Source organism: Pseudogulbenkiania sp. MAI-1, from assembly GCF_000527175.1.
In the GTDB taxonomy this organism is placed as follows: Bacteria; Pseudomonadota; Gammaproteobacteria; order Burkholderiales; family Chromobacteriaceae; genus Pseudogulbenkiania.
This window is the reverse complement of the sequence record NZ_AZUR01000001.1, coordinates 1,502,114-1,528,927: the sequence shown is the minus strand read 5'-3', so window position 1 is coordinate 1,528,927 and position 26,814 is coordinate 1,502,114. Positions and strand designations below refer to the sequence as shown.

The window sequence follows — 26,814 nt, the reverse complement described above, 5'->3', positions numbered from 1 at the left end:
CTTTCTGTAGCAACAGGCCGGGCCGATTACATCGCGTCCAGCACGTCGATGCCCAGCAGATCCAGGCCGCTCTTGAGGGTCTTGGCGGTGAGGGCCGCCAGTTGCAGGCGGCTTGCTCGCACTTCGCCCTCGCTCTTGAGGATCGGGCAGGCTTCGTAGAAGCGCGAGAACAGCGTGGCCACGTTGTACAGATAGCCGCACAGGTGGTGCGGCTGACTGCTGTCGGCCACGGCGAACACCACGTCCTCGAACTGCGCCAGTGCGACCGCCAGCTGCTTTTCTGCCACCTCGGTAATCACTACCTTGGCCGCCGGGTCGAAGTCCTCGGCCTTGCGGAACACGCTCTGTACGCGGGTGTAGGCATACTGCAGGTACGGAGCGGTGTTGCCCTCGAAGCTGAGCATGGCGTCCCAGTCGAAGATATAGTCGGTATTGCGGCTCTTACTCAAATCGGCGTACTTCAGCGCGCCAATGCCCACCACCGCGGCGATCTGGCGACGCTCGGCTTCCGGCAGCTCCGGGTTCTTGCTGGTAACCAGCTGGAAAGCGCGTTCCACCGCCTCGTCCAGCAGTTCCACCAGCTTGACGTTCTCGCCGGAACGGGTTTTCAGCGGCTTGCCGTCCGGCCCCATGATGGTGCCATGGCCGATGTGCTGGAAGTCGGCGCTCTCCGGCAGCCAGCCGGCCTTGCGTGCGGTGGAGAACAACTGCTGGAAGTGCAGGCTCTGGCGCGAATCGACCACGTACAGGCAGCGATCCAGCCCCAGCTTGTTCACACGGAAGCGAATGGCGCCGAGGTCGGTGGTGGCGTACAGGTAGCCACCGCCCTGCTTCTGGACGATGAAGGCCGCCGGTTCGCCTTCCTTGTTCTTGAATTCGTCGAGGAAGACGACCTGAGCGCCCTGGTCTTCGACCAGCAGGCCTTTCTGGCGCAGTTCTTCCACCAGCACCGGCAGATCGTCGTTGTAGAAGCTTTCGCCGCGCACGTCGTCGTCGTTCAACAGCAGGCCCAGTTTCCGGTAGATGGCGTTGCAGTGGGTCAGCGACAGCTTGACGAACTGCTGCCACAGTTTCAGCACCTCGGCATCGCCGGACTGCAGCTTCACCACGTAATCGCGGGCGGTGTCGGCAAAGGCCGGATCTTCGTCGAAACGCTTCTTGGAGTGCTTGTAGAAGGTATCGAGGTCTTTGAGTTCGAGGTCGGCCTGACCGCTCTTGCTGGTTTCCACCATATAGGCCACCAGCATGCCGAACTGGGTACCCCAGTCTCCCACATGGTTCTGGCGCACCACATCGTGGCCGATGAAGCTGTTCACGCGGACCAGCGCGTCGCCGATGATGCCGCCGCGCAGGTGGCCGATATGCATTTCCTTGGCAAGGTTGACCGAGGAATACTCCACCATGACCTTCTTGGCGTCGACCTTGGCGATGCCCAAGGACTCATCGGCCAGCGCCGTTTCGGCGCGACGGGCGAGGAAGGCCGGGTCGAGGTGGATGTTGATGAAGCCGGGGCCGGCGATTTCCAGCTTGCTGGCGATACCGTCGAGGTCGAGCACGGCCAGTACCTTCTGGGCCAGTTCGCGCGGGTTGGTCTTGAGCTGCTTGGCGGCGGCCATCACGCCGTTGGCCTGGTAGTCGCCGAATTCCGGCTTGCTGGCCGGCTGGACGTTGGCCGGCGCGTCAGGCGCGCCAGCGGCGGCGAGTGCTGCCTGCACCCGCGCGGAAATGAGTTGCTGAATGGTCATGTCGGTCCCGAAAGGTCTGGCGCCGGGACTGGCGGAGCCCGGCGCGATATCAGGGTGAAATTGTAAGCGCTCGCCGCCGGCCAGGGCAAACTTTGCCGCAGTGCAGCGTGCGGTGTTCAAAGCAAGACGCGGCGTCCCATCGGAGAGCGCCGCGCCTTTGGCCCAACGGTGTGCCAGCTTAGAGCTTGTGAAAGAAATCGTTGCGAGCGACCCGAGGCCGGTTTAAGAAGCACAGCCGTACAAGTGGTACGGCGAGCATCGCAGGACCGGGATCGGGACGCACAGCAGATTTATTCACCAGCGCTCAGAGCAGGCGCGCGATCAGCGCCTTCTCCATCCCGGCCATGCCTGGGATCTTCACCTTGACGCCATTGCCCGGCGCCACCTCGGTGGCAGCACCATCGCGCGTCATGGTGGTGAGATCGACGATGCGATTACCGCTCGGGTGGATGATTTCCAGCTTGTCGCCGACGGCGAAGCGGTTCTTCACGTCGATCAGCGCCCAGCCCTCGGCGTCCACTTCCAGCACTTCGCCGACGTACTGGCTGCGCTTGGCCTGGGAGTGGCCGGTGAGGTAGTTCTGGTATTCCTGGGTCTGGTGACGCTCGAGGAAGCCGGGGGTGTAGCCGCGGTTGGCGAGGCCTTCGAGATCGGCCAGCAGACTGTAATCGAACGGCCGGCCGGCGACGGCGTCGTCGATGGCCTTGCGGTAGGCCTGAGCGGTGCGCGACACGTAGTAGAGGCTCTTGGTACGGCCTTCGATCTTCAGCGAGTCGACGCCGATCTTGACCAGCTTCTCCACCTGCTCGATGGCGCGCAGATCCTTGGAGTTCATGATGTAGGTGCCGTGCTCGTCCTCGATGATCGGCATCAGTTCGCCCGGGCGGCTGCCCTCTTCGATCAGGTAGGTCTTGTCGGCCAGCGGGTGGCGCTCGGCTCCGCCGCAGGCGGCGAAGCTCTGGTTGGCTTCTTCCAGCGCCTTGTTGAAGTCGAACTTGATCACCTGCACGTCACCGGCGTCGTCGGCCTGGGTGTCGTGCATCTTGTAGTCCCAGCGGCAGGCGTTGGTACAGGTGCCCTGGTTCGGGTCGCGGTGGTTGAAGTAGCCGGACAGCAGGCAGCGGCCAGAATAGGCGATGCACAGCGCGCCGTGCACGAACACTTCGAGCTCCATGTCCGGGCATTCCTGCCGAATCTCGGCGATCTCGTCGAGGGAGAGTTCGCGCGACAGGATGACGCGGGTGAGCCCGATCTTCTGCCAGAACTTCACACCCATCAGGTTGGTGGTGTTGGCCTGCACGGAGAGATGGATCGGCACTTCCGGCCATTTCTCGCGCACCATCATGATCAGACCGGGGTCGGCCATGATCAGCGCGTCCGGCTTCATGGCGATCACCGGCTCCATGTCGGCGAGGTAGGTCTTGAGCTTGGCGTTGTGCGGGAGGATGTTGCTGGCGACGAAGAACTGCTTGCCGCGCGCATGCGCTTCTTCGATGCCTTGGCGCAGCTCTTCCAGTTTGAATTCGTTGTTGCGAGCACGCAGGGAGTAGCGCGGCTGGCCGGCGTAGACGGCGTCGGCGCCATAATCGTAGGCGGCGCGCATCTTGTCGAGCGAGCCGGCGGGGAGCAGCAGTTCCGGGGCTTTCATCGGGTTTTCGGTTCCAGTTTTTCTTTCAGTGCAGCATGTCGCTATCGGGCAGCGGCTTGAGGTCCGGCTCGACAAAGGCCTTGCGAGCGGTCTCGTCTTGCAGTTTTTCTTCGGAATAGTGTTGCCGCAGCAGACTCGGCAGATCGTTCTTCAGGTCGGGACAGGAGGCCAGGAAGGCGGACCAGTCGTCCAGCAGTTCCGGCCTGGCGTCGAGGCGGCTGTACAGGATGGCCAGCGCCGCCATGGTCAGCGTGTGGTGGTACTTGTGCGCCGCGCCCTTGGCCATGGCGTAGCGCGACAGAGTGCGGGAGCAGCGGGCCGCCGCCTCGCGCGCCGGATAGTTGCGCCGGTAGGCCCAGGCCGCCAGCAGATGGGCTTCGTGATTGAAGTCTGCCTCAGGCAGCGCCAACGTTTCCAGCTGTCGTAGCAACCCTTGGTGATCCATGGCCGGAACACTCCCGAAGAGAGGAAAAAGAACAAGGCCCCACGGCAAGTGGAGCCTTGTTTTCGATCATTGTGCGGCGCGATTATGCGCCCCGCCCTGGCCCCAGTCAACACTAAACCCTATCGAAGCCATGGCTTTAAGATGCTGTTTTGAATGCCGTTTTTACTTCATGGTTTTTTCATCAGGGCGGCCAGTGCGGTGAGCTGCCCGACCAGACCCACCACCATCAGCAAGGACCACAGCAATGCCGGCAACAGGCCGGCATCGGGCGTGGACTGCATGCCGGCACCGGCCAGCATCAACAGCAGGGTGGACAACAGCAGCACCACGATGGCCAGGCGGCGATCCTGACGCAGGCGGCGGAAAAACAGTTGAAACATGGCATGACACCTCAGGAAACCGGTTACGGGCCGTCGAGGGTAGGCTGGATTCCCCTGCCCTGCGACAAACCTTGCGCAAGGGCGGATTGTAATACAGGAACCCCCTTCCCCGGAGTGTGGCAAAGACAGGCCATTTTTCACGGCCGGAGCGCCATCCGTCAGGCATAATGGGCAGCCAGATTCCCGTTAGGAGCCAACCATGCTGTTCAGATCGAGCCTGCTGGGCGAAGTCGAGGTGAACGACGCTGCCACCCTGCACTTCCCCCATGGTATTCCCGCCTTTGAGAACTGCACCCGCTTCCAACTGTTCCACGACCAGGGCAAAGCCAATCCCAGCGTGTTCTGGATGCAGTCGCTGGACAACCCGGACGTGCTGTTCAGCGTGGTATCGCCCAGCGAGTTGGGGCTGCGCTACGAGATCGAGCTGAGCGAGGATGACGTGGCCGCGCTCGAGCTGACCCGCCCGGAGGACGCCGCCATCCTGCTGATGGTGTACAAGCCCCAGGAGACAACAGACGAGTCGCACCCGGTGCTGGCGCCACTCAAGGCCAACGTGCGCAACCCGCTGGTGATCAACCTGGCGGCTCGCCGCGGCTTGCAGAAGGCCGGACTGGGGTGCGACATCCTGTTTCACAATCGCGGCTGATCCCGCTCCTCCTCCAAAACAAACGGCCACCCTATTACGGGCGGCCGTTTTCATTGGCACGACAAGCGGATCGTCAGCCTTTCAGCACCTCGGCCATGGCATCCGCCACATACTCGACGTTACGGCTGTTGAGGCCGGCGACGCACATGCGGCCGGAGCGCACCAGGTAGACGGCGAATTCTTCGCGCAGGCGGTCGACTTGTTCCGGGGTCAGGCCGGTGTAGCTGAACATGCCGCGCTGCTTGATGAAGTAGCTGAAGTCGCGACCCGGCACCTTGGCGGCGAGCACGTCGTAGAGCTTCTGGCGCATGGCCTTGATGCGCTCACGCATCTCGGCGACTTCGCCTTCCCATTCCTCGCGCAGCGCCGGGTCGTTCATCACGGTGGCGGTGACCTGGCCGCCGTGGGTCGGCGGGCTGGAGTAGTTGCGGCGCACGGTGGCCTTCATCTGGCCCAGCACGCGGCCGGCTTCTTCGGCATCCTGGCACACCACCGACAGGCCGCCGCAGCGCTCGCCGTAGAACGACAGGTTCTTGGAGAACGAGTTGCTGACGAAGAAGCTGATGCCGGCGTCAGCCATGGCGCGGATGGCGTAGGCGTCTTCGTCGAGCCCGTCGCCGAAGCCCTGGTAGGCGATGTCGAGGAAGGGAATCAGCCCGCGCTGTTTGACCACCTCGATCACCTCGCGCCACTGGTCATTGGAGAGGTCGACGCCGGTCGGGTTGTGGCAGCACGGGTGCAGCAGCACCACAGCCTTGGCCGGCAGCCCCTTGAGGCAGGCCATCATCTCGTCGAACTTCACGCCGCCCGTCGCCGCGTCGTAGTACGGGTAGTCGTGCACGGTGAAGCCGGCACCTTCGAACATGGCGCGGTGGTTGTCCCAGGTGGGGCTGCTGACCCAGACTTCGCTTGCCGGGAAGTAGCGCTTCAGGAGGTCGGCACCGATCTTCAGCGCGCCGGAGCCGCCGATGGTCTGGATGGTGGCGATGCGGCCGGACTTGACCGCTTCGTGGCCGGCGCCGAACAGCAGTTCCTGCACGGCCTGGCGGTAGTTGGCGGCGCCTTCCATCGGCAGGTAGGTGCGCGGACCGGCGGACTGGACACGCGCCAGTTCGGCCTTCTGCACCGACGGCAGCAGCGGGATGCGGCCTTGTTCGTCGTAGTACAGGCCGATGCCGAGGTTGACCTTGGTCGGGCGCGGGTCGTGGTTGAAGGTTTCGACGAGAGAGAGGATGGGGTCGCCGGCGTAGGCGTCAACGTGTTCAAACATGGTGCGGGCCACAGTCTCGTAGTGTTTGGTTGATAGGCGAAACAAGCAGGCGCTAACCGTACCACGAAACGGCGGGCGGGGCGTAGTGTCAGGAGGGAAGGCAACCGCCTTGGCCGTGGGGAAACACGCGCGTCCGGGCCGGGCCAATGAAAAGCCGCCCCGCGCTTCCAGCGTAGTGGGACGACGTCATGAGAAACGCCGGCATTTCCAGGAAATGACCGGCGTCTGTTCGAGCACTGCATCGACGGGGATTATGAGGTACGCCGGCCCGTCACGGGCCGTGGCTCAGGCCACCTTGCAGGCCTGTTCCAGTTGCGGCTGCAGCGCGGCCAGGCTGGCCACCTCGCCCAGCACGATGACAGCCGGGCTGGCCAGGCATGCGGCACGCACGTCGTCGACCAGGCGCGAGAGACAGGTGACGATGGCGCGCTGTTCGGGACAGCCGACGCGGTGCACCACGGCGACCGGCAGGTCGGCGGCGAAGCCGGCTGCACGCCATTCGGCGGTCAGCGTGGGCAGATCGCTCATGCCCATGTAGCACACCACGGTGAGGCCGGATTGGGCCAGCGCCGCCCATGGCAGCGGGCTGCCGTCCTGGGTGTGCGCGGTGACCAGCGTCACGCCGCGGCTGATGCCGCGATGGGTGAGCGGCAGGCCGAGCGCCGGGCCGACCGCGAGGCCTGCAGTGAGGCCGCCGACGGCTTCGACCGTCACGCCGCGTTCGGCCAGCCATTGCCATTCTTCACCGCCGCGGCCAAAGATGAACGGATCGCCACCCTTGACGCGCGCCACCACCTTGCCGTGGCGGGCGTAGCGCAGCATCAGGCGATGGATGAAGGCCTGCGGCGTGGAGCGGCAGCCGCCGCGCTTGCCGACGTGCACGATGCGCGCGTCGGGGCGGGCGAAGCCGAGTACTTCACGGCTGACCAGGTCGTCGACCAGCCAGACGTCGGCGGCCTGCAGCGCCTTTACCGCCTTGAGCGTCAACAGTTCCGGATCGCCCGGACCCGCCCCGATCAGATAGACCTTGCCTGCCTGCATCTCACACCTCCTGCGCCGCCTTGGCGGCAGCAACCATCCTCGTCAATTCCGGCACACAGGAACCGCAGCCGCTGCCGCAGCCCAGTCCCGATTTCAACCCTTCCACATTGCAACCGGCGGCGATGGCCTGGACGATGGCGTCCTCACGGACGCCGGTACAGGCACAGACCACGCGCGAGCGGTGGATCAGGGTGCCGCCGCCCATCAAGAGCCGCGCCAGGCTGTCCGGTGTCGCCCCATCGTCGAACCAGTCCGACAGCGCCTCATCGGCGCGCACATCGCCCGCCAGAAGGTACGCACAAGGCACTTTGCCGTGCAGCCATACTCTTCTAAGCACACTTCGTGCCGGGTCGTCGAAGGCCGCCAGCATAGCATCGGCCGGCGTCACCGTGTCGGCCAGCGCTTCGAGCAGGCTCGCCTCAGGAGCCGACTCGGCGGCCAGCTTGAGGCGTACCGCGGCACCGCCGGCCACTACCGACAGCAGCACGGCGTAGGGGAAGCGCGCCAGCCACGGGGTCAGGCGCTGGCGCAGCTCGGCCACGTCACCCTTGACCAGCAAGGTGAGCCGCCACGGCAGGCGCGCCGGCTCCAGCGCAATGGCGGCGTGCTTCAGCTCGGGCTGGCGCGAGACCGGGTCGACCTTGCCCAAAGTCAGTGCATTGACGCCGTTGCCGGCCATGTAGGCACCACCCCAGTGCATCGGCAGGAATGCCATGCCCGGACGCAGGTTGTCGTCGGCCTCGACCGGCAGCACGATGGCGCCACGCCGCGACTTGATGCGCGCCAGGTCGCCGTTCTTGAGGTGGAAGCGGTCGAGGTCGCGCGGGTTGAGCGACAGCACCGGCTCCTCGACGTGGCGGGTCAGCCCCGGCACCAGGGCGGTGCGGCTCATGGTGTGCCAGTGGTCGCGCAGGCGACCGGTAGTCAGCCGCAGCGGGTATTGCGCCGAGACGTTCTCGGCCACCGGGCGGTAGCCGATGTCGACGAAGCGTGCGCGGCCGGACGGCGTGGCGAAATGCCCGTCCTGGTAGAGCCGTGCCTTCCCGCTGGTGGCGCCGGCCGGGAACGGCCATTGCTGCGGGCCGATCTCGTCGAGCACGGCGTAGCTGAGACCCGTAATGTCGAGATCGCGCCCGGCGGTGGTGGTGACGTGCTCGGCGAACACCTGGGCGGCGTCATCGTACGGGAACAGCGTGGGCCGCAGCGGCCGCAGGCGCGCTTCCAGCGCATGCGCCACGTCGCGCGCGATGATCCAGTCGTGGCGAGCCTCGCCCGGCGCCGGCAGCGCGGCGCGCACGCGGCTGATGCGGCGCTCGGAGTTGGTGACGGTGCCGTCCTTCTCGGGCCAGGTGCTGGCGGGCAGCACCAGGTCGGCGTAGGGCAGCGTTTCGGAGCCGGCGAAGGCTTCCTGCACGATGACGAAGTCGACTTTTTCCAGGGCGCGGCGCACCAGGGCTTGGTCCGGCAGTGACTGCGCCGGGTTGGTGCAGACCACCCACAGCACCTTGATCTGGCCTTTCGAGGCGGCTTCGAACAGCTCGATGGCCGTCAGGCCGGGCTCGGCCGGGATGCTGTCCACGCCCCAGATCGCCGCCATTTCGGCGCGGTGCTCGGGGTTGGCGAGGTCGCGGTGCGCCGACAGCAGGTTGGCGAGCCCCCCTACTTCGCGCCCGCCCATGGCGTTGGGCTGGCCGGTCAGCGAGAACGGGCCGGCGCCGGGCTTGCCGATCTGGCCGGTGGCCAGGTGCAGGTGGATCAGCGCGGCGTTCTTGTCGGTGCCGGCGGTCGACTGGTTCAGGCCCATGGTGTAGAACGACAGCGCCGCACCGGCGCGGCCGAACCAGCGCGCGGCGGTGATGATGTCTTCTTCGCTGATGCCGCAGATGTCGGCGGCGGCGCGCGGGGTGAATTCGCGCAGCCGGTCTTTCAGCTTGGCAAAGCCTTCGGTGTGCTGCTCGATGTAGTCGCGGTCGAGCAGATCGTCCCACACCAGCACGTTGAGCATGGCGTGGAACAGCGCCACGTCGGTGCCGGGCAGGATCGGCAGATAGAGGTCGGCGAGACTCGCCGTGTCGGTGCGGCGCGGGTCGATCACGATGACCTTCATCGCCGGATTGGCCGCCTTGGCCGCTTCGAGTCGGCGGAACAGGATCGGGTGGGCGTAGGCCATGTTGGACCCGGCGATCAGCACGACGTCGGCCTGGTCGATGTCCTCGTAACAGGCGGGCGGCGCATCGGCGCCGAGCGTGGCCTTGTAGCCGGCCACGGCGCTCGACATGCACAGCCGCGAGTTGGTGTCGACGTTGTTGGTGCCGACCACGGCGCGCGTCAGCTTGTTGAAGACGTAGTAGTCCTCGGTCAAGAGCTGGCCGGAAAGGTAAAACGCCACCGAGTCCGGACCGTGCTTGGCCACGGCCGCCGCGATGTGGTCGGCGGCGGTACCGATGGCGTCGTCCCAGGCGATGCGCTGGCGCGGCGCGGCCTTGTCCAGCCTCAGTTCGGGGTACAGCAGCCGGGCGCCCGGCTTGCCGGTGGTGTCGGCCAGGGTGCGGCCCTTGCTGCACAGCCGGCCGAGGTTGGCCGGGTGCGTCGGGTCGCCCTCCACCGAGGTCAGACGCTGACCGTCGGACTGGATCAGGACACCGCAGCCGGTGCCGCAGTAACAGCAGATCGAGGAGACAGTCTTGTTGCGTCCCGTGGTTTCTGTCATGTGATGTCTCCCAATGCGGTGCGTAGGAAGGGGGGGCGGTGGGTGCCGGGTCTCATTGACGGGTTTCGCGGTGCGCCACCCATCCTACGTTGCTCGCTCAATCGGTGTTCGTGCTCGCCTTACTCCAGGTCCAGCGATACCTTGCCGTCCTCGACGCGCACCGGAATGTGACCGGTACAGCCGACGTCGGGCGCGCAGGCTTCGCCGGTCTTGAGGTCGACCACCCAGTTGTGCAGCGGGCAGGCCACGGTGTGGCCGGAGACGATGCCCTGCGACAGCGGGCCGCCCTTGTGCGGGCAACGGTCGACCAGCGCGAACACGAAGTCGTCCTCGGCGCGGAAGATGGCGATGTCGTCCTGGCCTTCACGCTTGAGGATGCGCGCGCCCTGCTTGGGGATGTCATTGATGGTGCAAACGGTTTTCCAGTTCATGCTGATCTCCTTTTCCGATTCGTGACGGGAGCGTGCGTGCTGACAGCTCGCTCCCGCCGCAGTCTGGAATTACACGGTGAGCGGTTCGAATTCGTGACGGGCGACACCTTCCTTGACGCGCTCGGTCCACGGGTCCTTCTCGAAGGACAGGGCGAAGCGCAGCCGCTCGTACAGTGCCTTGCGGTTCTCGAGGTTGTCGACCACCTGGGCCTTGATGAAGTCTAGGCCGACGCGGTGCAGGTAGTGCACGGTGCGCTCGAGGTAGAACGCCTCCTCGCGGTAGAGCTGCAGGAAGGCGCCGGTCAGTTCCAGCACTTCTTCACGGGTCTTCACCTTGGCGAGGAACTCGGCCACCTCGGTCTTGATGCCGCCGTTGCCGCCGATGTAGAGCTCCCAGCCGGAGTCAACGCCGATGATGCCGACATCCTTGATGCCCGATTCGGCGCAGTTGCGCGGACAGCCGGAAACCGCCAGCTTGACCTTGGCCGGGCTCCACATGCCGGTCAGGTCCTTTTCCAGGTCGATGCCCATCTGGGTGGAATCCTGCGTGCCGAAGCGGCAGAACTCGGAGCCGACGCAGGTCTTCACGGTACGCAGGCTCTTGCCGTAGGCGTGGCCGGACGGCATGTCGAGGTCGGCCCAGACCTTGGGCAGGTCTTCCTTCTTCACGCCCAACAGGTCGATGCGCTGGCCGCCGGTGACTTTCACCATCGGGATGGCGTACTTGTCGGCCACGTCGGCGATGCGGCGCAGTTCGGCGGCATTGGTCACGCCGCCCCACATGCGCGGGATCACCGAGTAGGTGCCGTCCTTCTGGATGTTGGCGTGCACGCGCTCGTTGATGAAGCGCGATTGCGGATCGTCCTTCGCCTCGCCCGGCCAGGTCGAGATCAGGTAGTAGTTCAGTGCCGGGCGGCAGGTGGCGCAGCCGTCGGGAGTGCGCCATTCGAGGAAGTCCATCACCTGGCGCAGGCTGGTCAGGTGCTGTTCGCGGATCACCTTGCGCACCGCGCCGTGGTTGTGGTCGGTACAGCCGCACACCGGCTTCTCGGACTTGGGCTTGACGTCGGCGGCGCCGCCGACGCAGTTAATCAGGATCTGCTCGACCAGGCCGGTACACGAGCCGCAGGAGCTGGCGGCCTTGGTGTGCTTCTTGATCTCGTCGACGGTAAAGAGGCCCTTCTCCTGGATCGCCTTGACGATGGTGCCCTTGCACACGCCGTTACAGCCGCACACTTCGGCATCGTCCGGCATGCCGACGACCTTGCTCTGACCGGAGTGGCCGACGTCGCCCTGACCACCCTCGCCCAGCATCAGCACGTCGCGCATCTCGGCCACCGACTTGCCTTCGCGGATCAGGCGGAAGTACCAGGCGCCGTCGGCGGTGTCGCCGTACAGGCAGGCGCCGACCAGCTTGTTGTCCTTGATCACCAGTTTCTTGTAGATGCCGCCCATCGGGTCGGACAGGGTGATCGCCTCGGTGTTGTCGCTACCCATGAAGTCGCCGGCGGAGAACAGGTCGATGCCGGTGACCTTGAGCTTGGTCGAGGTGGCGGCCGGCACGTAGCGGCCGATGCCGTAGTGCGCCAGGTGGTTGGCGGCGACCTTGGCCATGTCGAACAGCGGGGCGACCAGGCCGTAGGCCACGCCACGGTGGCTGACACATTCGCCCACGGCGTAGACGCGCGGGTCGTAGGTCTGCATGGTGTCGTTCACCACCACGCCGCGGTTACAGTACAGGCCGGATTTTTCGGCCAGTTCGTAGTTCGGGCGGATGCCGACGGCCATCACCACCAGGTCGGCCGGGATTTCCTCGCCGTCGGCGAAGCGCAGGCCGCCGACACGGCCGGAACCGTTGTCGAGCAGCGCGGCGGTCTGCTTCTGCAGGTGGAAAGCGATGCCGCGGTCTTCCAGGCTCTGCTGCAGCAGCTTGGCGGCGGTGCGGTCGAGCTGGCGCTCGAGCAGCCATTCGCCCAGATGCACCACGCTCACGTCCATGCCGCGCGCCATCAGGCCGTTGGCGGCTTCCAGACCCAGCAGGCCGCCACCGATCACCACGGCCTTCTTGTACTTCTGGCTGGCCTCGATCATCAGGTTGACGTCGCGGATGTCGCGGAAGGTCACCACGCCGTCGAGATCCTTACCCGGCACCGGCAGGATGAAGGGGTTGGAGCCGGTGGCGAGCAGCAGGCGGTCATACGGTGCTTCGGTGCCGTCGGCGGCGCGCACCACGCGCTTGATACGGTCGATCTCGGTGATTTCCTTGCCCATGTGCAGGGTGATGCCGTTCTCGGCGTACCACTCCACTTCGTTGAGCATGATTTCCTTGAGCGTCTGTTCACCCGACAGCACCGGCGAGAGCAGGATGCGGTTGTAGTTGGGGTGCGGCTCGGCACCGAACACGGTGATGTCGTAGAAGTCGGGCATCAGCTTGAGCAGTTCTTCCAGCGTGCGCACGCCGGCCATGCCGTTGCCTACCATGACGAGTTTCGGTTTGTTCATCGGGATCTCCTTAGCATCGTGGCTACGCCGCATTCACCATTGCCGCAGCGAGACCAAATAAATAAAGTCCGCTCCCATGGATAACCCCACGAAGAACGGACCTCTTTGTCCCTGCCCGCTTCACCGCCATTGGCAAACTGGGCAACTATTGTCTGCAGCATTACAAGCAAGCACCGTGCCAGCCGTTTTCGGCCCTTCCGATGCGGTTTACGGCTGGTTTGGACGGTTCTCCCGCAGTTTGCAGTGCACAAAACGCACCAAGACCGTGCATGGTGCCCATGGACATTACTTCTGCACCATCAGCCACAAACCGGTGAGACTCACCATGGCCCCGCCCAGACGAAGCAACGACGGCTGCTCGCGAAACAGCAGGAAACCCAGCGGCAGCAACACCAGCGTGCTGATCACGTTGGCGCTGAGCGACGCCACCCCCATCTGCCAGCCGGTGCGGTAGGCCAGCAGGAACCCCAGTTCGATGCCCAGAATGCCGAGCGCGACGCCACTGCTGCTCCAGTTCACTGCCAGCAGGCTGCGGCTGCCGGGGCTGAACAGCATGCCGACGAGGCACAGCAGCATGGCCAGGCCGTAGCTGACGGCCAGGGTCAGGAATGGATTCACCCCTTGCGGCACGTGCTTGAGCGACAAGTGGTAGATCACCGAGCCGGCAACCGCCAGCAGCAAGGCAGACAGATACATGATGGACTCCCTAAAAGTGGATGCCTCCATGCTATCGGCTCGCTCCGGATATAGGTAGACTGTCGTTTACTATGCCAGTTATAAGGAATGTTTATGGCAATGGACCTGGATACCGCGCTGCTGCGCGCCTTCGTCAGCGTGGTGCGCAACGGCAGCATCAACCGGGCCGCTACCTTGCTGCAACGCACCCAGCCCACCGTCAGCCTGCAGATCCGCAAACTGGAGCAGCAGCTGGGTCAGCCCCTGCTGGAGCGTTCGCCACGCGGCATCCGGCTGACCGGGGCCGGCGAAGCCCTGCTGCCCTACGCCGAGCGCCTGCTGACACTGACCGACCAACTGGTGCCCGGCTTGGGCGGCCTGCCGGCCAGCGAGCAGCACCGCCGCATCGGCATCATGGAGGATTTCGTCGGCACCCGGCTGCCGCGCGTGCTGGCGGACTTCGCCAGCGTGCATCCGGGGCTGCGCCTGTCGGTCACGGTGGGGCTCAAGGCGGAGCTGTTTGCCGCCATGAAGGCCGGCGAGCTCGACGTAATGGTCAGCTCGCCGCTCGCCGACAGCGGCCTGTTGCCGAAGCCGGACGCCCAGTTCCTGTGCCCCCTGGCCTGGTTTGCCGCACGCGGCAAGGCACTGACGACGTCCACCTCCTTGCCGCTGGTGATTTTCAGCGCCCCCTGCTCGTGGCGCGAACAGACGCTGGCGACCCTGAACCGGGCCGGCCAGCCGTGGCATATCGTGTTCGAAAGCGCCAGCCTGCCCGCCATCCAGGCGGCGGTGGAGGCCGGCCTGGGGGTGGCGGCGATGCTGGCGGACACACCACCCGCCCACAGCCGCTGCGTCAACGACGGCAGCCTGCCGCCGTTGTCCGGCATGCCGGTTGGCGTCTACCGGCAAAACGGCGACGGCGACCCTCTGACCCGGCGGCTGGCGGAATTGTTCTGCCGCGAGCTGGGCACGTCGGCCGCCCTACCCGCCACGGCGGTCTGAGCCGCCCCCCGCTCACAACACCAGCAGCAGGTACACCAGCACCAGGTTGAGCAGCAGCGACACCAGGGCGATGGTACGCCACAGCTTGAGCGGAGCACGCTCGGCCCAGGGCACGCGGCGGCGCACGGCAATCGGCTGCGCGTCACCCTTTTCCAGCGCGAGCTGCAGCTCTTCGGCGGTTTCGAAGCGGCGCGCCGGGTCGCGCTCCACCGCCTTGAGCAGCACGTTCTCCAGCCACAGCGGCAGATCAGGACGGTAGCGCGTCGGCAGGTCGGGGGCGCCGAAACGCGGGTGCTGGAACGGCTCCACCTCGCCGTAGGGGTAGTGCCCGGTCAAGAGCCAATAGAGCGTCACGCCGGCGGCGTAGAGATCGGTCTGCACGCTGGCAAAAGCGCCATCGAACAGTTCCGGCGCCATGTAGCTCGGCGTGCCCGGCATCGCCCCGTCCTTGTCGACAGTCAGCCCCGGGCAGTACGCCACGCCCAGGTCCAGCAAGCGCAACTTGTCGTCGTGGTCGATATGGACATTTTCCGGCTTGACGTCGCGGTGCAGGATGTTGAGCCGGTGCAGCGCCGCCAGCGCGCGCGTCAGCCTGAGGCCGATCTTCACCACTTCGCTCGGGCTGATGCTGCCACCCTCGCGCCGGCGTCTCTCGGCCAAGTTTTCGCCGTTGTACCAGCGCAGCAGGTAGTAGAGGTGCTGGCGCGCCGGCAGCGGCTTGACCTCGGCGAAGTAATGCGCAGTCAGGCGTTTCTGCAGCCATTCCTCCACCAGCAGCGCCTGCTCGGCCTGGCTGTCGCCCGCCAGCGTCGGCGGCAGCGTCTTCATCACCCAGCGCCGCCCGGTCGCGTCGAGCACGCGGTAGGCGAGCCCGGACGGCGCGTCGTTCAGTACTGCTTCCACGGTCAGGCCGTCGAACTCCTGTCCCGGCTTGAGGCGCGGCGGCAGCGACTGAAAGGCGCCACGCGCCAACTCGTCGCCGAGGTTGGCCGAAGGCAGGTCGTCGACGCGCAGCACGATGGCCGACAGGTTGTCGTTGGTGCCGGCGGCGATGGCCTCGTCCACCAGCACCTGGGCCGCGCGCTGTGGGTCGACGTGCAGCCGCAGCACTTCGTCCAGGCGCTTGTCGCCCAACGGTCCCCACACGCCATCGCTGACCAGCAGGAACACGTCGCCCTCGGCCACGTCGCCGTCGAGGAAGTCCGCCATGACGTGTTCGTCGAGCCCCATGGCGCGCTTGAGCACGTGGCGCATCGAGGGCTCGTCCCAGACATGGTCGGTGGTGAGGCAGAACAGCCGGCCACCGGTGAGCCGGTACAGCCGGCTGTCGCCGACGTGTGCCACGGTAAAGCGCCGCCCGCGCAGCACCAGCGCGGTCAGCGTCGCCACCAGCGTCTTGCCTTGCGAGCGCAGCCAGCGGTTGTGCGCGGTCAGCAGGCGGTCGAGCGCGGTGCCGACCTCCCAGGTTTCCGGCGTGGCGTAGTAGTCCGCCGCCACCGCGCGCACGCTGGACTGGGCGGCGAGCTTGCCGTCGGCGCAGCTCGACACCCCGTCGGACAGCACGAACAGCGCCCCTTTGCTGGTGAGCAGCTCGGCTTCCGGCGTCACGCAGGCCAGGGCGTCCTCGTTGCGCGGCTTGGGGCCGGTGTGGGTGGCGTGGCCGACGGTCAGGGCAAGCGCCATGATCTCTCCTGGAACCGGTTTAGCATGTGCGACGAGCCCCGGTCCGGGGCTCATGCGCGGTTGAGGGGGCAAGAGGGATGGACGGTGCTCCACCCCTCCCCCTGCGCCCCTTCGGGCCAGATCGTAACCCCTTCTTACACCCGTGCCGAGGTGGCGTTGGCCGAGCCCCAGGTGGTACGCCAGCGCAGCTTCACGCTGTGCAGGCCGAACCAGGCCAACAGGCCCAGGCTGGCGAACAGCCACAGCCCGATCTGGTAGTTGCCGGTGGTCTGCTTGACGAAGCCCAGGCCCGCCGCCAGCAGGAAGCCGCCGATGCCGCCGGCCATGCCGACCAGGCCGGTCATCACGCCGATCTCCTTGCGGAAGCGCTGCGGCACCAGCTGGAACACCGCGCCGTTGCCGCAACCGAGGGCCAGCATGGCTCCGATGAACAGGGCCAGCGCGGCGTAGGCCTGCGGCAGGTTGAAGCCGACCACGCCCAGCAGCGCCGCGGCGATGGTGTACATCACCAGCAGGGTGCGGATGCCGCCGATGCGGTCGGCCAGCGCGCCGCCCAGCGGGCGCATCATCGAACCGGCGAACACGCAGGCGGCGGTGTAATAGCCGGCGGTCACGGCGTTCAGGCCGTACTGGTCGTGGAAGTAGCCCGGCAAGGCGCCGGCCAGGCCGACGAAGCCGCCGAAGGTCATGCAGTAGAAGAACATGAACCACCAGCTATCCTTGTCGCCCAGCACCTTGAGGTAGTCGGCCAGCGCCTTGGGAGCCGGACGCTGCGGGGCGTTCTTGGCCACCAGACAGAACACCACGAACACGATGGACAGCGGGATCAGCGCGAAGCCGAACACGTTCTCCCAGCCGAAAGCGGCGGCCAGGCCCGGCGCCAGCAAGGCGGCGAACACCGTGCCGGAGTTGCCGGCACCGGCGATGCCCATCGCCTTGCCCTGATGCTCCGGCGGGTACCACTGCGAGGCCAGCGGCAGCGATACCGCGAACGAGGCGCCGGCCACGCCGAGGAACAGCCCCAGCAGCAGCGCCTGGTGGAAGGAGTGGATGCCGAAATGCCAGGCCACGCCGAGCGCGGCGATCACCACGACTTGGCCGATGATGCCGGCGGTCTTGGGCGACAGGCGGTCCACCATCACGCCGATGCCGAAGCGCAGCACCGCACCCGCCAGGATCGGCGTGGCCACCATCATGCCGCGCTGCTGCGCGGAGAGCGCCAGGTCGTCGGCGATCTGGATCGCCAACGGTCCGAGGATGTACCAGACCATGAAGCTCAAATCGAAGTAGAGAAACGCGGCCAGCAATGTGGGCCAATGGCCGGCCTTCCAGAAACTCTTGTTCATGTACCTTACTCCCGTTATCGGTGCGAAGCTGCCACCGCGACCCCAAAAAAAAGCGCCCGCTGCCGCGCAGTGTTCACTGCGGGTAGCGGACGCCGTTGTCCGTGCCAGGCGAAAGACCCGCATCGGTCCTTCCCTGCTCCCCGGCTGGCCTGGCCTCCGTTGGCCTGGCTTGCCGGAGCTGAATTGTTCGAGATTGATCTAGCAACTAACGTGCCAGCCCTGTCAGCCGTCCCAGGAGGGCCTGGACGGTCTCATTCCGCCTGGTGTCCAGCGCTGGCGCACTGCACAAGTGCGCCGATGCACCAGCCGGGAACATCGCCCCGTCCGGAGCATGAAAAAAGCGGGGAAGACTCTCGTCTTCCCCGCCTCGCGTTACCACCACATAGATAGAACCTGTTTCAGCAGGTACTACGGCCTTGGATTCACGCTGCCGGTCGCAGATGCTTCTGATACAAAAACTCCAGCACTGCGCTGCGGTAGCCGTGGTAGGCGCTGTCGTTGGCCAGCGCCAGCCGGTCGCGCGGGCGCGGCAGGTCCACCTCGAGGATCTCGCCCACGGTGGCGGCCGGGCCGTTGGTCATCATCACGATGCGGTCGGACAACAGCACCGCCTCGTCCACGTCGTGCGTCACCATCACCACGGTGGCCTGGGTGGCCTCGACGATCTTCACCAACTCGTCCTGCAGGTTGGCACGGGTCAAGGCGTCGAGCGCGCCGAACGGCTCGTCCATCAGCAGCACCTTGGGCTCCATCGCCAGCGCACGGGCGATGCCGACGCGCTGCTTCATGCCGCCCGACACCTCGTGCGGGTACTTGTCGCTGGCGTGACTCAGGTTGACCAGCGCCAGCGCCGCCTCGCAGCGCGCCTTGAGCTGGGACTTGTTCTCGCGCTGGCCGAACACCTTTTCCACGGCAAGGTAGATGTTGCCGTAACAGGTCAGCCACGGCAGCAGGCTGTGGTTCTGGAACACCACCGCCCGCTCCGGCCCCGGCCCGTCGATCTCGCGCCCACCACACAGCGCAAAACCGGCGTTCGGATCGTACAGCCCGGCGACGATGTTGAGCACGGTGGACTTGCCGCAGCCGGAGTGGCCGATCAGCGACACGAACTCGCCTTGGCGGATGGTCAGGTTGACGTCGCGCAGCGCCACGAACCGGCCCTTGCGGCTATCGAAGCTCTTGCCCACGCCCTGCAATTCGACGAATTTTTCCATGGCTTACACTCCCTGACCGAAGCTGAAGCGGCGGGCCAGCAGGATCAGCGCCTGCTCCAGCAAGAGCCCGACCAGCCCGACGATGAAGATGGCGATGATGATGTGCTCGACGTTGAGGTTGTTCCACTCGTCCCACACCCAGAAGCCGATGCCTACACCACCGGTCAGCATCTCGGCCGCCACGATCACCAGCCAGGCTACGCCGATCGACAGGCGCACCCCGGTCAGCACGTGCGGCAGCACCGACGGGAACAGGATGGTGGTGAACACCTTGAACTCCGAGAGCCGCAGCACGCGCGCCACGTTGAGGTAATCCTGCGGCACTGCGCGCACCCCGGCGGCGGTGTTGAGGATCATCGGCCACACGCTGGAGATGAAGATCACCCAGATCGAGGCCGGGCTCGCGGCCTTGAACACCAGGAGACCGATCGGCAGCCAGGCCAGCGGCGATACCGGGCGCAGCAGGCTGATCACCGGCGCGAACATCGCCGAGACGAAGGCGAAGCGGCCGAGGATGAAGCCGGCGGGAATGCCCACCAGCGCCGCCAGGCCGAAGCCGACACCGACGCGCCCGAGCGAGTTGAGAATGTTCCAGCCCACGCCCTGGTCGTTCGGCCCGTTCTGGTAGAACGGGTCGGCGAACAGCAGCTTGGCCGACTCCCAGGTGCTCGCCGGACCCGGCAGGCCGCCACTCGATTTGGCAACCACGGACCAGACCAGCACCAGCAGCGCCAGACCCAGCAACGGCGGCACCACGGTCTTGATCGCCTGCACCAGAAAGCGCACGGCGGGTGAGGTATCGGCCGATTCCAGCGACGGGAAACGGCGTTTGGACGCGGCGCGGGCCGCCAATTTGTGTTCCACGGTCTTGCCCTCCGTGCCGGTCACGACACTGGCTTCATGCTTGATGGCTTGCATGATGGTTTCCCCCTAGCTCTGGTCTCAGGCACGAATCTTGAACGAAGCGGCGTAGCCTTTCGGGTCCTTGCCGTCCCACACCACGCCGTCGATCAGCTTGGCCGAGCGCATGTCGGAGCGAGGCACCGCGACCTTGGCCAGCGCCGCGGCCTCCTTGTAGAGCGCAATCTGGTTGACCTGCCTGGCCACGCCCAGGTAGTCCGGGTCGGCCTTCAACAGACCCCAGCGCTTGTGCTGGGTCAGGAACCACATGCCGTCGGAGAGATACGGGAAGTTGACCTTGCCCTCGTCGAAGAACTTCATCAGGTTGGGGTCTTGCCATTTCTTGCCCAGGCCGTCTTCGTAGGACCCCAGGAAGCGCCCCTCGATGACCGGTTCCGGCGCATTGACATAGGCCTTGTCGGAGATCAGCTTGGCCACGCTGGCGCGGTTCTTGACGTCGTCGATGTAGCGCGACGCTTCCAGCAGCGCCGCCACCAAGGCGCGCGCGGTATTCGGGTTCTGCTTCACCCAGTCGCCGGTGCTGCCCAGCACCTTTTCCGGGTGGCCGGCCCAGATCTGCTGGGTGGTGGCCACGGTGAAGCCGATATTGTCGGCGATGGCGCGGGCATTCCACGGTTCACCGACGCAATAGCCGTCCATGTTGTCGACACGCATGTTGGCCACCATCTGGGGCGGAGGCACGACGATGGTCTTGACGTCGCTCATCGGATTGACGCCTTGCGCGGCCAGCCAGTAGTAGAGCCACATGGCGTGGGTGCCGGTGGGGAAGGTCTGGGCGAAGGTGTATTCGCGCGGTTCGGCCTTGATCAGCTTGGCGAGCGCCGCGCCGGAGGTCACGCCCTTGGCCTTGAGCTGGTTGGAGAGCGTGATGCCCTGGCCGTTCTGGTTCAGCGTCATCAGCACCGCCATGTCCTTCTTCGGCCCGCCGATGCCCAGGTGCACGCCGTACATCAACCCGTACAGCACGTGCGCGGCGTCCAGTTCGCCGTTGACCAGCTTATCGCGCACCGCGGCCCAGCTCGCCTCCTTGGACGGCACGATGGTGATGCCGTATTTCTTGTCGAAGCCCATCTTGGAGGCCACAATCACCGAGGCGCAGTCGGTGAGCGGGATGAAGCCGACTCTGACTTCGGTTTTTTCCGGCTTGTCGCTGCCGGCCGCCCAAGCGCTGGTGGCGATACCAGCCGGCAAGGCGGCTAGCAAGGTGGTGGACCCCATGACGGACAGTGCTCCCTTGAGAAAATCACGACGCTCCGGCACGGCCGGCAAACTGGTATCGATCGATGTGCGCTTGTTATCCATTTCCTTCTCCCTCATTGCAGAAAAAAACAGCCGAAAAACAAAAAGCGCCTGTCGTCCCGCTCCATTGGTTAGGAGCGAGGTCGACAGGCGCCGTTGCCCGTCTGGGTAGCGCCGCCGCCATTGGCGACTTACCCGGTGATTGCGCTATACGCAACTACCGTGCCAGCCGCTAATTTTATGATTTAAAAGGAAAAGTTATTTATCTCCACCATCTTTGTGCACTGCACACGTGCAACGTGCACCAGAGCGCGCTCAACCTTTGAGCCAGTTCGCCAGCTCCACCACCTCGCGCGCCACGTCGCCCAGCTTCTTCTGCGACTTCATCGCCCGCTCGCGCAGCTGACGGTAGGCCTCGTCCTCGCCGATACCCTTCATCTGCATCAGCAGACCCTTGGCCTTCTCCACCACCTGGCGGTCGGCCAGCCGCTGGCGCATGTCGTCCAGCTCCTCGCGCCGCTCCTTGTCCAGTGAATAGCGCTCTATCGCCACCTCGAGCAGGGGCTGGATGCGCTCGGGCACCACATCGCCCACCACGTAGGCCGCCACCCCGGCCGCGAGCGCGGCGCGGATGGTGTCGCGGCGGGTGTCGTCGGTGAACATCACCACCGGACGCTCGCTGTGCGCGCTGACGACGCAGACATGCTCCAGCATGTCCCGCGATGGTGCATCCGAGTCGATCAGCACAATGTCGGGGCGGATGCTGTCGATCATCTCGCCCAGCCGCAACGACACCTCCACCTCTGCGATCACACGCACGCCGGCCTGTGTCAGCGCCTCTTTGAGCGCGGCCGCCTTGCCCGAACCGTCGTTAACCAGCATTACCGTCAGCACTGTCATCTCCCTATTGCACAGAAAAGGTGAAGCAAGCACCATGCCGGGTCGATACTATTTCCATGCAAACTACCTGTCCACGATCTGCGTGCACCCGTCGCAGGCCAAAAGCCGGCAAACGATTCGGTTCGACGAACGCGCAACGCAACGTGAGCTTACTTTAAGGTTGGCCGATGACCATGAATACTGCAATGCGCTGCCCGTGGTGCGGCGATGACCCGCTCTACGTGGCCTACCACGACCTGGAATGGGGCGTGCCGGTGCACGACGACCGCAAGCTGTTCGAGATGCTGGTGCTGGAAGGCGCCCAGGCCGGCCTGTCGTGGATTACCATCCTGCGCAAGCGCGAGGGCTACCGCGCGGCGTTTCACGGTTTCGACCCGGTACGCGTCGCGGCGATGGGCGAGACCGACGTCGAGCGGCTGCTGCAGGATCCGGCCATCGTGCGCAACCGGCTGAAGATCCACAGTGCTATCCGCAACGCCCGGGTGTTCCTCGAATTGCAACGCCGGCACGGCAGCTTCGCCACCTGGCTATGGCGCCAGGTCGACGGCCAGCCGGTGGTCAACCGCTGGACCAGCCTCGCCGAGTGCCCGGCGTCCACGCCCTTATCCGACGCCATCAGCAAGGAGTTGAAGAAGGCCGGCATGAACTTCGTCGGCAGCACGGTGATCTACGCCTTCCTGCAGGCCGTCGGCGTGGTCAACGATCACTTGGTCAGCTGTTACCGCCATCCGGAACGGCAAGACTGACGCCCAACAAAAACGCCGGGCCGGGGAGACCCGGACACCGGCGTTACGCCTTGCTGACACAAGCGATGCGAGATTAATCGTCGTGTGGGTGGCGGGGGTGACGATGCCACTTCTTGTGCTTGTGCACCTCGACATAGCGATGTTCCACCACGGTACGGCGCGGTTCGGGACGGGTGGCGATGCCCGTGCCGAGGGCAGCACCGGCCGCGGCACCGATCACCGCCCCTTCGCGCCCGCCCAGCGCCGAACCTACCGCGGCGCCAGCACCGCCACCCAAAGCACCGCCGAGCACGGCGTTGCTGTCCATGGCATACGCTGAACCGGTCACCAACAGGCTGCCGGCCAGCAAAGCGACCATCCAACGGTTCTTGTTCATGGCTATGTTCCTTAGCGTTATTTCGAGAGTTGACGGCGGCATCTTAACGGCGATCGTCCACCCATGCTGTTAAGAAGTACTAACAATTGTTAAGCCGCCTTCCCCATCCCCTTCCCTTGCTCTGCCACCACTCATCACCATGATGAATAAGAATTTCATCCAAAAACCCGGCATATGCCAGCACCCATACTGATGACCCCATTGTCATCATGGGCGGAAGTCTGCTGTCGCGGGCCGACGGCGCGCTCTACCTGGTCAAGAATGGCGGGCGCAACCGCGTCAGCGGCGCACCGTCAGCAACATCCGGCCACGACCCGCACACGGAGGAAGCCCCGCTGCCGTCGGATTAGGGCAGCGCCCGCCGCGTGACCTGCTCCGCCGCCTGCCACAGCGCCAGGCAAGCATCGATAGCCTCGGTCGCGCAGCGGAAGTAGGCATCCGGCGCCAGCGTGATGCGCTCGACACCGATCAGATCGGCCTCGATCGAGGCTGACAGGTGCCACACCTGCTGCCGGCAGCGTTGCGCGGGAGCGACGAGCGACGGGCTGTCGAGCACGACACCGAGACCGGCCAGACATTCGCCGATACGCCTCTCCAGCAAACTCAGCCGGATGCGACCGACGGCGCCGCAGCGGCCCTGGGCGGCGAAGCCGGTGCCGAGCGCCCTGGCCTGGCCGATACTCTCGGCCAGCAGCGGCAGGCGCAGCAGCAGCACCTCGGCCAGCGCCGCCACGGCCGGCGAGCGCGCCTCCAGCAAGCCGCCGCGCTCGCCGATGTCGCCCAACAGGTACAGCACCTGCTGCACCAGCGCGGTATGGACGGCGAAGCTCTGTTCCGCCGTATATCCCCTCACCTCCTGGCACAGCTGCGTCCACGCCGCCCGGATGGCCTCCAGCCGGCGTCCGCCGGCGGCGAGGGCCGGAACGCGAGCAAAACAGGCGCCCAGTTCGGCCAGCCTGCCCTCCACCTCCCTTTGCTTGTCGGCCAGCCGCACGGCAAAGCCGGTGTCGCCGCTGAGCAGCGCGGCGGCCATACCACGATGCTGCTGCATCACCGTCATCAGGGCGATGCCTTGGCGCACGGCGTCGAGGCTCAGGTGTCGCCGGGCCCGGCGGGCAGACCGTTCACGTCCCTGGGCCCAGCCCAGTGCCGTGCCGGCCGCCGCCAACAGCCCTATGCTGCTTGCGATCGCTTCCATGATGCTTCCCTCCTTATCGGGTTCAGGTCTTGAATCGCAGCACAGCCCCGCGCAGGCCGGTTGCCAGCTCTTCCAGATAACCCGCCACGGCCGCTGCCTCGCTGCTGGCGGCATTGTTGACGTGCGCCTTGTCGGCGATCTGGGCCATGCTTTCCCCGGCGTGCACGCTGGCCTGGCTTTGCTCGCGCGTGGCGGCGGCGATGGCGTGCACCCGCTCCAGTGTGGAATGGGCGCCGCTGCGGATGCCATCCAGTGCCTCGGCCGCCTGGCGCGCCAGCTGCACACCCCGCTCGGCCTGGGCCTGGCCCTCGTCCATGCGCGACACGGCGGCATCGATCTCGCCACGGATCAGCGCGATCACCTCGCCGATGCGCACGGTGGCGCCGCTGGTGCGCTCGGCCAGCTTGCGTACCTCGTCCGCCACCACGGCGAAGCCGCGCCCGGTCTCACCGGCGCGTGCCGCCTCGATGGCGGCGTTGAGCGCGAGCAGGTTGGTCTGGTCGGCGATCTCGCGGATCACCTCGACGATGCCGCCGATCTCGCCCGAACGCTGCCCCAGCGAACCCACCAGCTCGGAGAGCCGCGCTACCGAATCGCGGATGCGCGTCATCTCGGCCCCGGCGGCGTCGACCACCACCACACCATCACGCGCCAGCGCCTCGGAACGGTCGGCGATGGCTTCGGTCTCGTCGGCACTCGCGGCAATCGCCTCGACACTGCTCTTGATCTGGTCGACCGCTCCGGCGGTGACGGCGGACAGCGTGTCCTGCGCCGCCGCGCCTTCGCGCACCCGGGTGGCCGCCGCGGCCAGCTCCGAGGCCGCACTGGCGACTTCCTCGGCGGTGCCGCGCACGCCGGTGATGAGCCGGCCGTTCTCGCGTGCCATCTCGTTGAGCCGCATCGCCACCTTGGCCAGTTCATCCTTCCCGTCCACGGCGGCCCGGCTGAGCAGATCCCCCTCGGCCAGCTTCCGCACAGTCCGGAGCAGTTCCCGCGCGGTATTCGCGGTGGCGCTATACAGCGCGGCAAACAGGTAGAGCCCGCCCGCCGCCAGCGACCAGGACAGCGCGTCCAGCCAAGCCGCCCACCACCCCGGCAGCTCCCTCTCCAGCGCCTGCAACAGCAAGGGCAGCGTCAGCAGCAGGCCGACCAGGGCAAACTTCGTGCGTAATGCCAAGCGGTGCATCAAGCCCACCGCCGGGGCCAGCATCCATGTCATCGGTGTTCTCCTCTCAGGCCAGTTCGTCCAGTTTGATGTCGCAACACAGCACCCGCAGCCCCTGCGCCAGCGGCACGGCCAGCGACAGCGTCACGCACAAACGGGAATTGGCCACGGACAGATAGGGGCTGCTGACTTGCAGCTGGCCGGGGTGGGCCAGCGCGCGGTAGTGGTAAGGTTTGCGCGACCAGTTGGCGCCCTGGGCCTCCTCCAGCGGCGCGAAGCGCGAAGCGGCAGGCTCCTGACCCAAGGGCAGCACGCTGGCGCCGATCTGTACGCCGTCCGCCCCGATCAGGTAACAACGGTCCACTCGCGGCATGGCGAGCAGTTCGGCACAGGCGGCCGTCAGACCATACTCGCTCCACAGCCGTTTGGCCGTCCGCTGAAAGACGCTGGCGTAGACCTGCAGCTCCTGCTGCTGGCGCGCGGAGGCCCGCGCCGCGGCGTGCCGGGCCGACAAGGCGGCGATGCCGCCATCATCCTGCCGCAACGGGACGGCAGCCGGGCGCGCAAAGTAATAGCCCTGCACCAGGTCTGCGTCGCTGTCGAGAGCAATGGCTGCCTGCTCTGTATTCTCGACCCCCTCGATCAGCGCCAGGCTGCCCGCCTCGTGGATCAGCGCCACGGTGGCGGGCAGCACACGCCGTGCCCGCGGCGAATGCTCGGCCGCCGCAATCAGCTTGCGGTCGAGCTTGACGATGTCGGGTGTGGCACGCCAGATGCGCTCGATGTTGGAGGAATCGGCGCCGAAATCGTCCAGCGCCACCAGGCAGCCCATGCTGCGGTAATTGGCCACCGCCTCGCTCAGCAGCGACTGGTCGGCGATGGTTCCCTCCAGGATTTCCACCACCACGCGTCGGGCGGGGAAGCCGCTGTGGGCCAGCAGCTCGGCGAAAAACGGCTCGGACTGGCCGGTGCGTATCACCACCTGGGTCGACACGTTGAGAAACAGCCAGGTCTGCCCGGCATCGTGCGGACCGAGGTACTGGTAGTTGGCGAGGTGCAAGGCGCGGCACAAGCGGTCGACGAAGACCCGCTCCTCGTCGTCCCGCGCGCACCCCAACGCCTGCAGCGGCGGGATGGGGCTGCCATCCGCCGCCGATGCACGCAGCAGCGCCTCATGGCCGACGATGCGGCTGTGCGCCAGGCTATAGATCGGCTGGAAGTGACTGTCCAGGCACAGATCCCGGAAGCGGCCGATGGCACGGCCGGCCTCGGAGAAGATGGCCCGAGTGATATCGTCAAGCGGCAGACACGGATTGGTCGAAGCCAGTGGCAGAGCGGATGTTGTTCGCATCATGGCAAAAAAAAGGCGTCCCCGGGCCGAGAAGCCCCGGGGACGCCGTTGTCCCTTTCAAGTGCGGACCGCCGTTGGCCCGCCTGCCCACCATTCAGCAAATGCCGTGCCAGCCTCCCTCCCGGGCCATGCTATTGAAATCGACCCCAATCGGCCAGAAATCGCCCGGCATTGGCG

At 66.0% G+C, this 26,814-nt stretch carries 24 protein-coding genes; 4 read left to right on the top strand and 20 right to left on the bottom strand.

The features are described 5' to 3' along the window. Nucleotides 1–26: 26 nt before the first annotated feature. From argS to PSEMAI1_RS0107005, 4 genes are all read right to left on the bottom strand, one after another. Nucleotides 27–1,745, bottom strand: a complete 1,719-nt coding sequence (gene argS / locus PSEMAI1_RS0107020) for an arginine--tRNA ligase (protein WP_024302186.1) — start codon at nt 1,743–1,745, stop codon at nt 27–29. A 304-nt stretch (nt 1,746–2,049) separates the two neighbouring features. Then, nucleotides 2,050–3,393 carry a tRNA 5-hydroxyuridine modification protein YegQ gene (gene yegQ, locus PSEMAI1_RS0107015; RefSeq protein WP_024302185.1) on the bottom strand — a complete coding sequence of 448 codons (1,344 nt, stop codon included), beginning with the start codon at nt 3,391–3,393 and terminating at the stop codon, nt 2,050–2,052. 25 nt (nt 3,394–3,418) lie between these two features. Further along, on the bottom strand, nt 3,419–3,838 hold the full coding sequence (locus tag PSEMAI1_RS0107010) for a hypothetical protein (protein ID WP_024302184.1): 420 nt from the start codon (nt 3,836–3,838) through the stop codon (nt 3,419–3,421). A gap of 167 nt (nt 3,839–4,005) precedes the next feature. Beyond that, entirely contained in the window at nt 4,006–4,218 is a 213-nt protein-coding gene (locus PSEMAI1_RS0107005; protein ID WP_024302183.1) for a hypothetical protein, read from the bottom strand. 199 nt (nt 4,219–4,417) lie between these two features. Between PSEMAI1_RS0107005 and fliW the strand changes: the two genes are divergently transcribed. Then, nucleotides 4,418–4,864 (top strand): flagellar assembly protein FliW, encoded by a 447-nt coding sequence (fliW, locus tag PSEMAI1_RS0107000; protein ID WP_024302182.1) that lies wholly within the window; start codon nt 4,418–4,420, stop codon nt 4,862–4,864. 73 nt (nt 4,865–4,937) lie between these two features. Here fliW and PSEMAI1_RS0106995 read toward each other — a convergent pair whose 3' ends face one another. The 6 genes from PSEMAI1_RS0106995 to PSEMAI1_RS0106970 form a co-directional block, all read right to left on the bottom strand. After that, a complete protein-coding gene (locus PSEMAI1_RS0106995; RefSeq protein ID WP_024302181.1) occupies nt 4,938–6,134 on the bottom strand; it encodes an amino acid aminotransferase in 1,197 nt (398 codons plus the stop codon). Between the two features lie 285 nt (nt 6,135–6,419). Further along, the gene (gene cobA / locus PSEMAI1_RS0106990) at nt 6,420–7,175 is read right to left on the bottom strand and encodes a uroporphyrinogen-III C-methyltransferase (protein ID WP_024302180.1); all 756 of its coding nucleotides are present in this window, start codon (nt 7,173–7,175) and stop codon (nt 6,420–6,422) included. A 1-nt stretch (nt 7,176) separates the two neighbouring features. Beyond that, nucleotides 7,177–9,885, bottom strand: a complete 2,709-nt coding sequence (locus tag PSEMAI1_RS0106985; RefSeq protein ID WP_024302179.1) for a molybdopterin oxidoreductase family protein — start codon at nt 9,883–9,885, stop codon at nt 7,177–7,179. A gap of 119 nt (nt 9,886–10,004) precedes the next feature. After that, entirely contained in the window at nt 10,005–10,316 is a 312-nt protein-coding gene (nirD, locus tag PSEMAI1_RS0106980; protein ID WP_024302178.1) for a nitrite reductase small subunit NirD, read from the bottom strand. A gap of 69 nt (nt 10,317–10,385) precedes the next feature. Then, nucleotides 10,386–12,818, bottom strand: a complete 2,433-nt coding sequence (gene nirB, locus PSEMAI1_RS0106975) for a nitrite reductase large subunit NirB (RefSeq protein ID WP_024302177.1) — start codon at nt 12,816–12,818, stop codon at nt 10,386–10,388. 285 nt (nt 12,819–13,103) lie between these two features. Then, nucleotides 13,104–13,514: a membrane protein gene (locus PSEMAI1_RS0106970; protein ID WP_024302176.1), complete on the bottom strand. Its 411-nt coding sequence runs from the start codon at nt 13,512–13,514 to the stop codon at nt 13,104–13,106. Between the two features lie 93 nt (nt 13,515–13,607). On the opposite strand from PSEMAI1_RS0106970, the gene PSEMAI1_RS0106965 reads away from it, so the two are divergent. Next, complete coding sequence (locus PSEMAI1_RS0106965; protein WP_024302175.1) at nt 13,608–14,498, top strand: LysR family transcriptional regulator; 891 nt, start codon at nt 13,608–13,610, stop codon at nt 14,496–14,498. 12 nt (nt 14,499–14,510) lie between these two features. On the opposite strand, the gene PSEMAI1_RS0106960 is transcribed toward PSEMAI1_RS0106965, so the two are convergent. From PSEMAI1_RS0106960 to PSEMAI1_RS0106935, 6 genes are all read right to left on the bottom strand, one after another. Continuing rightward, complete coding sequence (locus tag PSEMAI1_RS0106960) at nt 14,511–16,181, bottom strand: bifunctional protein-serine/threonine kinase/phosphatase (protein ID WP_024302174.1); 1,671 nt, start codon at nt 16,179–16,181, stop codon at nt 14,511–14,513. 134 nt (nt 16,182–16,315) lie between these two features. After that, nucleotides 16,316–17,527: a NarK/NasA family nitrate transporter gene (locus PSEMAI1_RS0106955; protein ID WP_024302173.1), complete on the bottom strand. Its 1,212-nt coding sequence runs from the start codon at nt 17,525–17,527 to the stop codon at nt 16,316–16,318. Between the two features lie 422 nt (nt 17,528–17,949). Further along, the gene (locus PSEMAI1_RS0106950; protein WP_024302172.1) at nt 17,950–18,741 is read right to left on the bottom strand and encodes an ABC transporter ATP-binding protein; all 792 of its coding nucleotides are present in this window, start codon (nt 18,739–18,741) and stop codon (nt 17,950–17,952) included. 3 nt (nt 18,742–18,744) lie between these two features. Beyond that, nucleotides 18,745–19,659: a nitrate ABC transporter permease gene (gene ntrB / locus PSEMAI1_RS0106945; RefSeq protein ID WP_024302171.1), complete on the bottom strand. Its 915-nt coding sequence runs from the start codon at nt 19,657–19,659 to the stop codon at nt 18,745–18,747. A 24-nt stretch (nt 19,660–19,683) separates the two neighbouring features. Beyond that, nucleotides 19,684–20,964 carry a CmpA/NrtA family ABC transporter substrate-binding protein gene (locus PSEMAI1_RS0106940; protein WP_024302170.1) on the bottom strand — a complete coding sequence of 427 codons (1,281 nt, stop codon included), beginning with the start codon at nt 20,962–20,964 and terminating at the stop codon, nt 19,684–19,686. A gap of 252 nt (nt 20,965–21,216) precedes the next feature. Then, nucleotides 21,217–21,801 carry an ANTAR domain-containing response regulator gene (locus PSEMAI1_RS0106935; RefSeq protein WP_084612643.1) on the bottom strand — a complete coding sequence of 195 codons (585 nt, stop codon included), beginning with the start codon at nt 21,799–21,801 and terminating at the stop codon, nt 21,217–21,219. Between the two features lie 173 nt (nt 21,802–21,974). Here PSEMAI1_RS0106935 and PSEMAI1_RS0106930 point away from each other — a divergent pair, with 173 nt between their 5' ends. Further along, on the top strand, nt 21,975–22,547 hold the full coding sequence (locus PSEMAI1_RS0106930) for a DNA-3-methyladenine glycosylase I (RefSeq protein WP_024302168.1): 573 nt from the start codon (nt 21,975–21,977) through the stop codon (nt 22,545–22,547). Between the two features lie 73 nt (nt 22,548–22,620). On the opposite strand, the gene PSEMAI1_RS0106925 is transcribed toward PSEMAI1_RS0106930, so the two are convergent. Then, nucleotides 22,621–22,923, bottom strand: a complete 303-nt coding sequence (locus tag PSEMAI1_RS0106925) for a hypothetical protein (RefSeq protein WP_024302167.1) — start codon at nt 22,921–22,923, stop codon at nt 22,621–22,623. A 209-nt stretch (nt 22,924–23,132) separates the two neighbouring features. Between PSEMAI1_RS0106925 and PSEMAI1_RS21715 the strand changes: the two genes are divergently transcribed. After that, on the top strand, nt 23,133–23,273 hold the full coding sequence (locus PSEMAI1_RS21715) for a hypothetical protein (protein WP_156943098.1): 141 nt from the start codon (nt 23,133–23,135) through the stop codon (nt 23,271–23,273). Here PSEMAI1_RS21715 and PSEMAI1_RS0106915 read toward each other — a convergent pair. From PSEMAI1_RS0106915 to PSEMAI1_RS0106905, 3 genes are read right to left on the bottom strand one after another with little or no spacing between them, the layout of a single operon-like run. Next, on the bottom strand, nt 23,270–24,121 hold the full coding sequence (locus PSEMAI1_RS0106915; RefSeq protein WP_024302166.1) for a nitrate- and nitrite sensing domain-containing protein: 852 nt from the start codon (nt 24,119–24,121) through the stop codon (nt 23,270–23,272). The genes PSEMAI1_RS21715 and PSEMAI1_RS0106915 overlap by 4 nt on opposite strands. A 22-nt stretch (nt 24,122–24,143) precedes the next feature. Next, on the bottom strand, nt 24,144–25,340 hold the full coding sequence (locus tag PSEMAI1_RS0106910; protein WP_024302165.1) for a methyl-accepting chemotaxis protein: 1,197 nt from the start codon (nt 25,338–25,340) through the stop codon (nt 24,144–24,146). A 13-nt stretch (nt 25,341–25,353) separates the two neighbouring features. After that, the gene (locus PSEMAI1_RS0106905; RefSeq protein ID WP_232219856.1) at nt 25,354–26,640 is read right to left on the bottom strand and encodes an EAL domain-containing protein; all 1,287 of its coding nucleotides are present in this window, start codon (nt 26,638–26,640) and stop codon (nt 25,354–25,356) included. Nucleotides 26,641–26,814 lie beyond the last annotated feature (174 nt).

Coding starts and splice junctions, on each gene's coding strand:
- argS (WP_024302186.1), bottom strand. CDS start 1,745: ATGACCATTCAGCAACTCATTTCCGCGCGGGTGCAGGCAGCACTCGCC.
- yegQ (WP_024302185.1), bottom strand. CDS start 3,393: ATGAAAGCCCCGGAACTGCTGCTCCCCGCCGGCTCGCTCGACAAGATG.
- PSEMAI1_RS0107010 (WP_024302184.1), bottom strand. CDS start 3,838: ATGGATCACCAAGGGTTGCTACGACAGCTGGAAACGTTGGCGCTGCCT.
- PSEMAI1_RS0107005 (WP_024302183.1), bottom strand. CDS start 4,218: ATGTTTCAACTGTTTTTCCGCCGCCTGCGTCAGGATCGCCGCCTGGCC.
- fliW (WP_024302182.1), top strand. CDS start 4,418: ATGCTGTTCAGATCGAGCCTGCTGGGCGAAGTCGAGGTGAACGACGCT.
- PSEMAI1_RS0106995 (WP_024302181.1), bottom strand. CDS start 6,134: ATGTTTGAACACGTTGACGCCTACGCCGGCGACCCCATCCTCTCTCTC.
- cobA (WP_024302180.1), bottom strand. CDS start 7,175: ATGCAGGCAGGCAAGGTCTATCTGATCGGGGCGGGTCCGGGCGATCCG.
- PSEMAI1_RS0106985 (WP_024302179.1), bottom strand. CDS start 9,885: ATGACAGAAACCACGGGACGCAACAAGACTGTCTCCTCGATCTGCTGT.
- nirD (WP_024302178.1), bottom strand. CDS start 10,316: ATGAACTGGAAAACCGTTTGCACCATCAATGACATCCCCAAGCAGGGC.
- nirB (WP_024302177.1), bottom strand. CDS start 12,818: ATGAACAAACCGAAACTCGTCATGGTAGGCAACGGCATGGCCGGCGTG.
- PSEMAI1_RS0106970 (WP_024302176.1), bottom strand. CDS start 13,514: ATGTATCTGTCTGCCTTGCTGCTGGCGGTTGCCGGCTCGGTGATCTAC.
- PSEMAI1_RS0106965 (WP_024302175.1), top strand. CDS start 13,608: ATGGCAATGGACCTGGATACCGCGCTGCTGCGCGCCTTCGTCAGCGTG.
- PSEMAI1_RS0106960 (WP_024302174.1), bottom strand. CDS start 16,181: ATGGCGCTTGCCCTGACCGTCGGCCACGCCACCCACACCGGCCCCAAG.
- PSEMAI1_RS0106955 (WP_024302173.1), bottom strand. CDS start 17,527: ATGAACAAGAGTTTCTGGAAGGCCGGCCATTGGCCCACATTGCTGGCC.
- PSEMAI1_RS0106950 (WP_024302172.1), bottom strand. CDS start 18,741: ATGGAAAAATTCGTCGAATTGCAGGGCGTGGGCAAGAGCTTCGATAGC.
- ntrB (WP_024302171.1), bottom strand. CDS start 19,659: ATGCAAGCCATCAAGCATGAAGCCAGTGTCGTGACCGGCACGGAGGGC.
- PSEMAI1_RS0106940 (WP_024302170.1), bottom strand. CDS start 20,964: ATGGATAACAAGCGCACATCGATCGATACCAGTTTGCCGGCCGTGCCG.
- PSEMAI1_RS0106935 (WP_084612643.1), bottom strand. CDS start 21,801: ATGACAGTGCTGACGGTAATGCTGGTTAACGACGGTTCGGGCAAGGCG.
- PSEMAI1_RS0106930 (WP_024302168.1), top strand. CDS start 21,975: ATGAATACTGCAATGCGCTGCCCGTGGTGCGGCGATGACCCGCTCTAC.
- PSEMAI1_RS0106925 (WP_024302167.1), bottom strand. CDS start 22,923: ATGAACAAGAACCGTTGGATGGTCGCTTTGCTGGCCGGCAGCCTGTTG.
- PSEMAI1_RS21715 (WP_156943098.1), top strand. CDS start 23,133: ATGGGCGGAAGTCTGCTGTCGCGGGCCGACGGCGCGCTCTACCTGGTC.
- PSEMAI1_RS0106915 (WP_024302166.1), bottom strand. CDS start 24,121: ATGGAAGCGATCGCAAGCAGCATAGGGCTGTTGGCGGCGGCCGGCACG.
- PSEMAI1_RS0106910 (WP_024302165.1), bottom strand. CDS start 25,340: ATGACATGGATGCTGGCCCCGGCGGTGGGCTTGATGCACCGCTTGGCA.
- PSEMAI1_RS0106905 (WP_232219856.1), bottom strand. CDS start 26,640: ATGATGCGAACAACATCCGCTCTGCCACTGGCTTCGACCAATCCGTGT.